The sequence below is a fragment of the Treponema sp. R6D11 genome, assembly GCF_054786075.1.
Map to the genome: position 1 here is coordinate 1 of NZ_BDHD01000076.1, position 9,083 is coordinate 9,083.

Here is a 9,083-nt window from a genome sequence, read left to right on the forward strand (position 1 = left end):
GTGATAAAGAAAAATTAAAAGGAGTAATGTCCGCTGTTGTTGTTATAGACGGGGTTTATTACGCGCTTACAAATAACCATGTTGTAGACGATGCGAATGAGATCACTGTGGCGACAAAAGACGGCAAAGAATATACCGCGCAGTTGGTGGGTAAAGACGAGCGCAAAGACCTCGCGCTGGTCTCATTTAAAACCAATGACTCCTACCCTCTCGCATCGTTAGGCGATTCCGATAATGTAGCGGTCGGCAACTGGGCGATTGCCATAGGCAACCCGTTAGGTGAACAATTTTCATTTTCCGTAACGATGGGAATAGTGAGCGCTGTGGGACGCACAGGCGGACCGGGCGGCAATATAAATGATTTTATTCAGACGGACGCGCCTATTAATCAGGGGAATTCAGGCGGTCCCCTTGTCAACATCAGGGGAGAGGTTATTGGGATCAACACATGGATAGCTAGTAATCTTTCCGGCGGCGGAAGCGTCGGGCTTGGTTTTGCCATACCGATTAACAATGTTAAACGCTCTATCGACGAATTTATAAATACGGGTACTACAAAATACGGATGGCTTGGCGTCTCCTTAATGGAAGCTACAAAAGAGACGGTTACGGGTCTTGGACTTGAAAACAAACGCGGCGCTCTTGCCGCTCAGGTGTTCCTCGGCTCTCCCGCCGACAAAGGCGGCATAAAACCCGGCGACTTTATTACGCACGTTAACGGCAAAGAAGCCAAAGGCATTCAACAACTTCAGATGATTGTCGGCGATTTAAAACCCGGCGACAACGCAAAATTTACTGTTGTTCGCGACAAGCAGACAAAAGAAATACAGGTGCGAATCGAAGTCCGCACGGATCAAGTCGCTTCAGATAACAAAAAACTTTGGCCCGGCGTAGCGGTTGTTCCATTGAATGACCAACTCAGGCAAAGTATGGAACTTGATAAGGACGCTAAAGGTTTATTTGCAGCGCAGGTTATTTCTGGAAGTCCGGCTGATATTGTCGGTATAAAACAAGGCGACAGAATAACGGCAATAAATGGAACGGCGGTAAATGACATTGCCGCATTCTATAAAGTGTTACGCGAAAAAACAACTGAAGAACTTTGGTTTGGAATATTAAGAGGCGACTCCTCATTGGAATCTATGAAATTCAAACGCTAAAATTCCACTCTAAAAGTGGGGCGTTTGGTGCGGCTTTGGTCGTACTTGAAGATGTCCACATTGTAGCGCCTTTCGGCTTCAAGTGTTGAGGGCGGTCCATGTCCGGGAAGGACGACATAATCGCCGGGGAGCGAAAGAAGACGGCTACGCAGTTTGTTCATCTGCGTAGCCGCTCCGTAAGCGCTTGCCGTGCTTCCCACAAGTCCAGCCGTAAGAACATCACCTGTAAAAAGCAGGTCTCCTATTTTATAAACGACGGAATCGGAAGAATGTCCCGGTATGGAAATAACATCAATGGTAAAACCGCCGATAATCAATTTATCGCCGTCTTTTATCCTTGTTGTTTTTTGATCCATAATATTTTGATTTATTGCAATTACTCCGACATTATAAATTCGGTTTAATGTCCGCAACCCCTGAACATGGTTTATATGTTCATGCGTTATCAGAGCGGCTTTTAACTCAAAATTATTATTTTCGATTGTATCCAGCACATTTTTTTCCATACTTCCAGGGTCGATTATAATAGCGGCATTCGGCTGGTTTTTAATCGGGTCTTCTGACCCAAGAATATAACAATTACTAAAACCGAATGAACAGTAGTGATAAAATAATTTCATTGTTCTTCCATTTCAAACACGGCTTCCGCCGTGTTAGACGATTTAAATATTACTTCTTTTTGCTTTGCACTCGCAAAATAGACCCTCTTTAAATTACAATTAACAAAAGAAGTTTTAAATAATTCGGCGCTTATAAACCTGCTGTTGTACAAGTTTGAATTATTAAACGATACGTTATTAATTGATGTTCCCTCAAAATTAACATGCACAAGCTCAGTGCCTTCAAAATTGCATTTCTGAAACCCCGCGCCCGCAAAAGAAATAAATTGAATATCGGCTCCGGAAAAATCACAGTCGATAAATTCGGCAAAATCAAAAAAATCCAGTCTTAGTTTAACGCCTGAAAAATTACAATTAAAAAAAGTTGTATCCTGAAAATTACAGCCGTAAAAATGATGATTGGAAAAATCAGTTTCTTCAAAACGCATACCGGATATTACAATGTCTTTTATTGTATTATTTTCCTTTATGTACGCGCATATACGCCCATATTCCTGTTCAGGATTCGCCTGATGGACAAAGCAAAGATTATTACCTGTGATTGCCGGTCTTCCGCAACCTGCGGCGCATGGTTTTACGGTAAACATATTATAATTATAATCCTTTTTTACCTTTACAACCAGTCTTGTAATAGTTAAAATATTGATATGTGTTGGTACTGCGGTGAAATTATTGCCGATCCTGAACCAATTGGACGTTCTCTGCGCTGTGAAACTTGCGGTAAAGATCTGCGTTCATGTAAAAATTGCCGTTTTTTTCTGCCAGGTTCTAGCGGGGATTGCAAAGAATCAAGCGCAGAGCCGCAAGCAGATAAAGAGCGTGCGAATTTCTGCGACTGGTTTTCGCTCGATCAAAAATACCGCTCTAAAACAGCGGGGCAGAATGCAACTAAAGTTGCTGCCGCTAAAGCGGCTGACGCTAACAAGACGGCGTTTGACAACCTATTTAAGTAATTATGGATATAAAACCGATTTTATTTATTGATTCAGGCATTGGCGGACTCCCCTACTGCAAAGATTTTTTAAACCGCAACAAGGGGGAAGAAGTATGGTATCTTGCGGACAGGGCAAATTTTCCCTATGGACAGCGCAATAAGAATGAGCTTTCTTCTATATTAATCACATTAATAGAAAAACTTTTAAAAAAAACAGCCCCAAAAATAATTGTACTTGCCTGTAACTCCGCGACAGTCTCCTCTATTGAGCGGTTAAGACAGCATTTTCCCAACATTCCCTTTGTGGGAACAGTCCCTGCCATAAAGCCCGCGGCAAACGCTTCAAAGAGCGGAAAGGTAGGGGTACTTGGCACGGCGCGGACAATCGAAGACCCATACAATCAAAACCTTGCCGATGAATGTGAAAAAAAGTGCGAAATTATAGGCATAGCCGCGCCCGATCTTGTTCAATTTGTGGAGGAGCGTTTTGATACCGCTAGCGAAAAAGAAAAAAAAGAAATTGTAAAAAAATATATCGAGATTTTTTGCGCCAAAGGAGCGGACGGTCTTGTACTCGGCTGTACGCATTTTTTATTTTTACTAAATGAGTTTGAAAAAGAGGCGGCTCCGTTTATTAAGATTTTTAGCTCATTGGACGGGGTTACAAAGAGAATTGAATACTTGCTGGACGAAAATTCCGGCGCGTTAAGAGCGGAAAAAAGTTATCAGCCTGTAAACAGGTTGATATTGACGGGAACAGAACCGGCGGACGCTTTATGGCAAACCAGAGCTAAAGAATTAGGGTTTGATCTTTATTTGTTAGATACATTATGAAAAATACTGAAACCTTAAAAGGGCTTGTTATTCGAGGCTCACGCAATATCATTACCGCACAGATTGATACCCAAGACGGTACAAAAGAGCTTGAGTGCAGAATAAAAGGAAAAGTTTTAAAAGGCGGCGATGAATTGTACAACCCAATCGCCCCGGGAGATTGGGTTGTACTGGAGCGTGAAAAAGACGCTGATACCGCAATGATTCTTTCCGTTGAAGAAAGACGCAACTATTTTAGCCGCTTTAACCAAAAAGGTAACTCTAGCCAACTCCTTGCGGCTAACGTCGATCTTGTGCTTTGCATTTGCACTCCAGCGTCCCCCCCGTTCCGCCCGCGTTTTCTTGACAGGGTTCTTTTGCAGGCAGACATTGCCGGAATAGAAGCGCTTGTTATCTGCAATAAAATCGATATTGAATATGACGATATTGACGTTGACGAGCGTCTTGAGGAATACAGCCGCATAGGTTACAAAGTTTTGCGTATTTCGGCTAAAACAGGCGAAGGGCTTGACGAATTGCGGAGCGTTATCAGAGGGAAGCTCTGCGTTCTTGCGGGACAATCGGGTGTGGGGAAATCAAGTATTATAAACGCCCTCCAACCCGGACTTGGAATAAAAGAAGGGGAACTGAACGAAAAGTATGACAGAGGGGTTCACACTACTACAATGTCGTATATGTTTCAGCTAACGGACGGAACTCGTTTTATTGACACGCCCGGAGTGCGGCGTTTTATACCGGACGGAATAGAGTCAAGCGATGTGATAAATTATATGCGAGAATTCGCCCCTCTTGCCGGAAAATGCAGTTATGGGCTTTCATGTTCCCACAGAACGGAAATAGGCTGTAAAATAATGGAAGCGGTTCACGCCGGAGTTATTCACGAGGACAGATATGAAAGTTTTTTTGCGGATAATCGATGATCTTGAAGGGAAAGGCAATGACGACTAAAGAGCCGATTGACAAACAAGCTTTGATGCAAAAAACTCAAACTCTTCTTGAGTATCCGCAAATAATGGAAAAAGTAGCAGACCTTTCGGTTAGCGAAGAAGCTGCGTCAATAATAAAAAATTCATCGCCTGTTTATGCCGATTCAATAAAAGAAATAAAGTCGATGGTGCAAGCCATTTTTACACTGCTTAAAACACGCAATGACGAGCCTCGCTTGGGATTGCCCTCTATCGGTTTTTTATTGCCAAAAATTGAAACAGAAGGCGCAGTTTTGGCTCTTGACGAAGTTTTAGCGGTGGGGCTTTTTGTAGAACGAGCGGACGAATTTACAAAATGGATTATTAAAGATAAAAACGAAAACAGGGAACAGCCAACAGAGGGCAAACTTGCGCTTTTTTCCAAGCTGGAAAATTTACCCCTATGTACTCCCGTCTGCACGGAAATTTTCAAAATTATAGACAGAGAAGGCAATTTGCGAGACCTTCCTGCGTTACGTGCCATAAAAAAGCGTATTAGCACTTTGGAAAAAGAACTTGATAAAGCGGTTTCAGCTTATTCGGCAAACGATGATTACAAGCGTATGCTTCAAACGCCGCTACCTTCGCAAAGGGACGGAAGGGCTGTGCTTGCGGTAAAAGTAAATTTTAGGGGAAGAATCCCCGGCATTTTGCATGAAGTGTCATCTAGCGGACAAACGGTCTTTGTAGAACCGCTCGATGTAGTTGATAAAAATAACGAGATTTTATTGGAAAAAAGAAACTTGGACGCTGAAGTGCAAAAAATCCTGCGTGAGCTTACGGAAAATATTTCTATTCACGCTGAAAACTTAAAAGAGTTTCATGCGGAAATTATCGAGCTTGAATGTTTACGGGCAAAGGCAAGATATTCTGCGGAAACAAAAGGACATTTCGCTCTTACTCAGGACTCAAGGCAAAGTCTTTTGTTAAAACAGGCACGCCACCCTTTGTTAAAAAAAGCTGTTCCAATCAATATAGAAATGGGCGGCAATATTCGCACATTGATCATCACTGGTCCCAACACGGGCGGAAAAACGGTAGCGTTAAAAACACTCGGTCTTTTTGCCATGATGAACCAGAGCGCTCTTGCCCTGCCGCTTGACGAGGGGAGCGTTCTTCCCATTTTTGACGGAATATACGCCGACATTGGCGACGAGCAGTCGATTAACCAGTCTCTTTCAACTTTTTCCGCCCACATTACGAATATATCGGGCATTACAGCTAACGCTACGGAAAACTCCCTTATTCTGCTTGACGAACTTGGCTCTGGAACAGACCCTCAAGAAGGCGGAGCTATAGCGATGGCGGTTTTGGATTACTTAATAGAAAAAAACGCCAGAATGATTATTACGACTCATCACGGAATCTTAAAACATTACGGGTACACAAGAGAGGGCGTAGAAAACGCATCGGTGGAATTTGACGCTCATACATTATCGCCCACCTACAAAATCATTAATGGACTGCCAGGTGAAAGCAGGGCGCTTGATATTGCGTCAGCTAACGGTCTTAATTCTGAAATTGTATCAAAAGCGAGAAGTTACATAGATGAAGAAAAGTCCGATGTTTCCCAGATGATAAAAAGTCTTGAAGAAAAACAAAGGGAACTTGCTGGACTTGAACAAAAAAGCACTATGGAGCAAAACAAATTAACGGAAGAAAAAAGAAGAGCGGACTTAAAAGAATTGCAGTTGCGTCAGAAGGAAGCGGAATTAAAAAGGGAATCGGTTGGGAAGCTCCAACAGTTTTTAAGTGAAAGCAGAAAAACCCTTGAAAACCTTGTGCGCGAGTTAAAAGAGGGCGAAGTTGACCGTGAAAAAACGCTTAAAGTAAAAGAGTTCTTAAATGAGCTTGCACGTAACGCAGAAAGCGAGAGCGAAGCGTTAGAAGCCGAAGAACACGCTATCCGCAAATTAACCAAAGAAAAACGCCATGCCTCTTCCCACGCTGACGCAAACGCCGACACGGAAACTGATTCCGTCTTTGCCCCCGATGTTGAAGTTTTTGCAGGAAAATCAAAACAGCGCGGAGTAATTATCCGCATGGACAAAAAAACAGCCCGCTCATCGCAAGATGCGGAAATTTCTTGGCTTGTAAAAATTGGCTCGCTAAAAATAAGTTTCCCCGAAAGCGAACTTATCATTGCCGAAAGCGCGAAAACCGACGCAAAAACTTCCGCTAAATCCGCAGGCAAAAAAAACGCTTTCAAGTCATGGGAAGCGGAGTACGGCGCGTCAACAGAGGCGGCTTACGAAATAATGATTCGTGGTATGCGTTTTGAGGACGCTATGGAAGCCGTCCGCAAACAGTTAGACGCGGCGGTAATTTTTGGCATGAAACATTTCGCTATCATTCACGGCAAGGGGTTCGGTATTCTGCGTCAAGGCGTACACGACTATCTGCGAAAACACCCCGCAGTAGCCGAGTTCTATTTCTCCCGCCCCGAACTCGGCGGCTATGGACGCACGGAAGTCGTGCTGAAATAGGGAAGAATTCACAAAAAGCTCACGTAAGATTCGGAAAAAAGTAAAAAATCTTTCATTTTTTTTAAAATTTAGTCAAGCAAAACAAGGGGTACGCACCCATATAGGGTATGTAGTTTTTAAGCCATCTTTTGATGGTAACTACAAACCTGTTTTATGGAGGTTGCTATGGGAAAAAGCAATCAAAAACCCGCTCAGTATGAGTGGGGACCCTTCCCTTTATGGGACGGAATGAGCGTTCTGGACATACGCTATGACGTGGTATTCAAAGCCGTATTCACCAGAGACACCGCTGAATCGAAAGGCGCTTTATCAGACCTGATTTCTTCGCTTATCGGGCGTACTGTCAAAGTGGAGACAATTATCGACAACGAGCCGCCTATTGACGATTTACGGCAGAGGTATCTGCGTTTTGATGTCGCCTGCAAGACGGAAAAAGGCGAGCCTGTCAATGTTGAAATGTCGTTTAACCCTAAGGCTGATGAACTTGTTCGGCTCGAGTACTATGAAGCAAAGTTATTTATAGGACAAGACGTTCATGGGGAAGAAAAAAATTATAATGACTTAAAGGAGACTTATCAAATTGCTATTCTGTCGAACTATCAGTTTTTCTCTGACGAAGAACTAATACACAATTTTATTTACTATGATCCTGATAATCGTATTTCGCTTGACGGAAAGACCAGAATTATCACTGTCGAACTTGTAAAGACCAAACCGATAGTAGACAAACCCATTGAAGAAATGACAACTGCAAAACAGTGGGCGGTATATTTCCAATATTTGACAGACGAGGAAAAAAGGGCTAAAATTATTGATATAATCAACCATGAGGAAGGTATAGCGATGGCGACGGAAACTTTATCAAAAATCACGCAAGACGAGATAGAATACGCTCGTATGACCACGCTCTTAAAAAGCGAACTTGATTATCAAAGCGGAATGGTAAACGCCAGGCGAAGCGGGCGCAAAGAAGGTCTGGCTCAAGGCAAGGAAGAAGAACGCAAGTATTTTATTGAGTTGCTAAATCAGGATTTGACTAAAGAGGAAATAAAAGAGCGGCTTCAACTAGATTTATCGTAAGGCTGCCCTACCGCTCTAGGCGCATGCTCTTTCCCCGAAAAGACAACAAGCGTTAGCAGAGTAATAAGGTACGGCATCATGTTAAAAACTTCCGATGGCATAAAATTCAGGCTTTTTATGTTAAAAACATTTACGGCAAGACTTGATGAAAAACCGAACAAAAGGCTTGCGCCAAAAACACCTAACGGAAGCCAGCGACCGAAAGAAACTGCGGCAAGAGCGATAAATCCTTTTCCGTTAACTACGTTTACCGTAAATTGAATATCCTGCGTAAGAACAATGCAAGCTCCCGCTAATCCCGCAAGAAGCCCCGAAATAATTACCGCTATGTAGCGTATCTTTATTACATTTACTCCGGCGGCGGCAAGCGCTTGCGGATGTTCCCCTGCGGCGCGAAGACGTAAACCGCTTGGGTGTTTGTAAAGCATAAACCAAGTAACCGCCAAAATAACAAGCGCAATCCAAATAGTTGGATAAATCTTTAAAAAACCGAGCCTCATTCCGTTCATGTAACTTAAACTGCGATCCATCTGGAACAGTAACTGACAAACAAACACATTAAGCCCATTCGCCAGCAGATTAATCCCCGTGCCGGAAATCACCTGATCCGCGTTAAGTGTAACAGATGCAAACGCGTGAATAAGCGAAAAAAGTCCGCCCGATAACGCGGCAAAAAATAGCGCCAAAGGAATAGACAAACCTGTTTTATGCTCCAAAAAAACATGGGTAATGGCGGCGGTCATCGCCCCAAAGGACATAAGCCCTTCAAGGGCGATATTTACCACGCCCGCACGCTCGCAGATCATGCCCCCAATGGCGGCTATTAATATAGGAGAAACTATCATTAAAGTCGATGTAATCATGCCTTTTCCAACGCCCTTTTATCGGTATTTTAGCGGTTTTTACCCTCTATGTCATAAGATTTTTTTTATTATTTTTATTAAAAAATATTGACAAAATAATTTTTTTTCACTACAATTCCTATTAAACAGATAGGTTTATAG

General features: G+C 42.9%; 9 protein-coding genes. 6 read left to right on the forward strand and 3 right to left on the reverse strand.

Annotated features, from left to right (window positions below):
- On the forward strand, window positions 1-1,160 hold a 1,160-nt coding region (locus ACYVTD_RS07820), incomplete at its 5' end, for a trypsin-like peptidase domain-containing protein (protein ID WP_461247215.1).
- Here the strand turns inward: ACYVTD_RS07820 and ACYVTD_RS07825 are convergent.
- On the reverse strand, window positions 1,157-1,780 hold the full coding sequence (locus ACYVTD_RS07825) for an MBL fold metallo-hydrolase (protein WP_461247216.1): 624 nt from the start codon (window positions 1,778-1,780) through the stop codon (window positions 1,157-1,159). The genes ACYVTD_RS07820 and ACYVTD_RS07825 overlap by 4 nt on opposite strands.
- Window positions 1,777-2,367, reverse strand: a complete 591-nt coding sequence (locus ACYVTD_RS07830; protein ID WP_461247217.1) for a pentapeptide repeat-containing protein — start codon at window positions 2,365-2,367, stop codon at window positions 1,777-1,779. Before ACYVTD_RS07830 ends, ACYVTD_RS07825 begins: the two co-directional genes overlap by 4 nt.
- A gap of 60 nt (window positions 2,368-2,427) precedes the next feature.
- Here ACYVTD_RS07830 and ACYVTD_RS07835 point away from each other — a divergent pair, with 60 nt between their 5' ends.
- The 5 genes from ACYVTD_RS07835 to ACYVTD_RS07855 all read left to right on the forward strand — a co-directional run bounded on the left by ACYVTD_RS07835 (window position 2,428) and on the right by ACYVTD_RS07855 (window position 8,079).
- Window positions 2,428-2,733, forward strand: coding sequence for a hypothetical protein (locus tag ACYVTD_RS07835; RefSeq protein ID WP_461247218.1), 306 nt, complete (start codon window positions 2,428-2,430; stop codon window positions 2,731-2,733).
- 2 nt (window positions 2,734-2,735) lie between these two features.
- Window positions 2,736-3,548: a glutamate racemase gene (gene murI, locus ACYVTD_RS07840; RefSeq protein WP_461247219.1), complete on the forward strand. Its 813-nt coding sequence runs from the start codon at window positions 2,736-2,738 to the stop codon at window positions 3,546-3,548.
- On the forward strand, window positions 3,545-4,468 hold the full coding sequence (gene rsgA, locus ACYVTD_RS07845; protein ID WP_461247220.1) for a ribosome small subunit-dependent GTPase A: 924 nt from the start codon (window positions 3,545-3,547) through the stop codon (window positions 4,466-4,468). Before murI ends, rsgA begins: the two co-directional genes overlap by 4 nt.
- A 17-nt stretch (window positions 4,469-4,485) precedes the next feature.
- A complete protein-coding gene (locus ACYVTD_RS07850; protein WP_461247221.1) occupies window positions 4,486-6,999 on the forward strand; it encodes an endonuclease MutS2 in 2,514 nt (837 codons plus the stop codon).
- Between the two features lie 165 nt (window positions 7,000-7,164).
- Window positions 7,165-8,079, forward strand: a complete 915-nt coding sequence (locus ACYVTD_RS07855; protein WP_461247222.1) for an Rpn family recombination-promoting nuclease/putative transposase — start codon at window positions 7,165-7,167, stop codon at window positions 8,077-8,079.
- On the opposite strand, the gene ACYVTD_RS07860 is transcribed toward ACYVTD_RS07855, so the two are convergent.
- Window positions 8,061-8,942 (reverse strand): ABC transporter permease, encoded by an 882-nt coding sequence (locus ACYVTD_RS07860; RefSeq protein WP_461247223.1) that lies wholly within the window; start codon window positions 8,940-8,942, stop codon window positions 8,061-8,063. The two genes, ACYVTD_RS07855 and ACYVTD_RS07860, sit on opposite strands and share 19 nt — an antisense overlap.
- Window positions 8,943-9,083 lie beyond the last annotated feature (141 nt).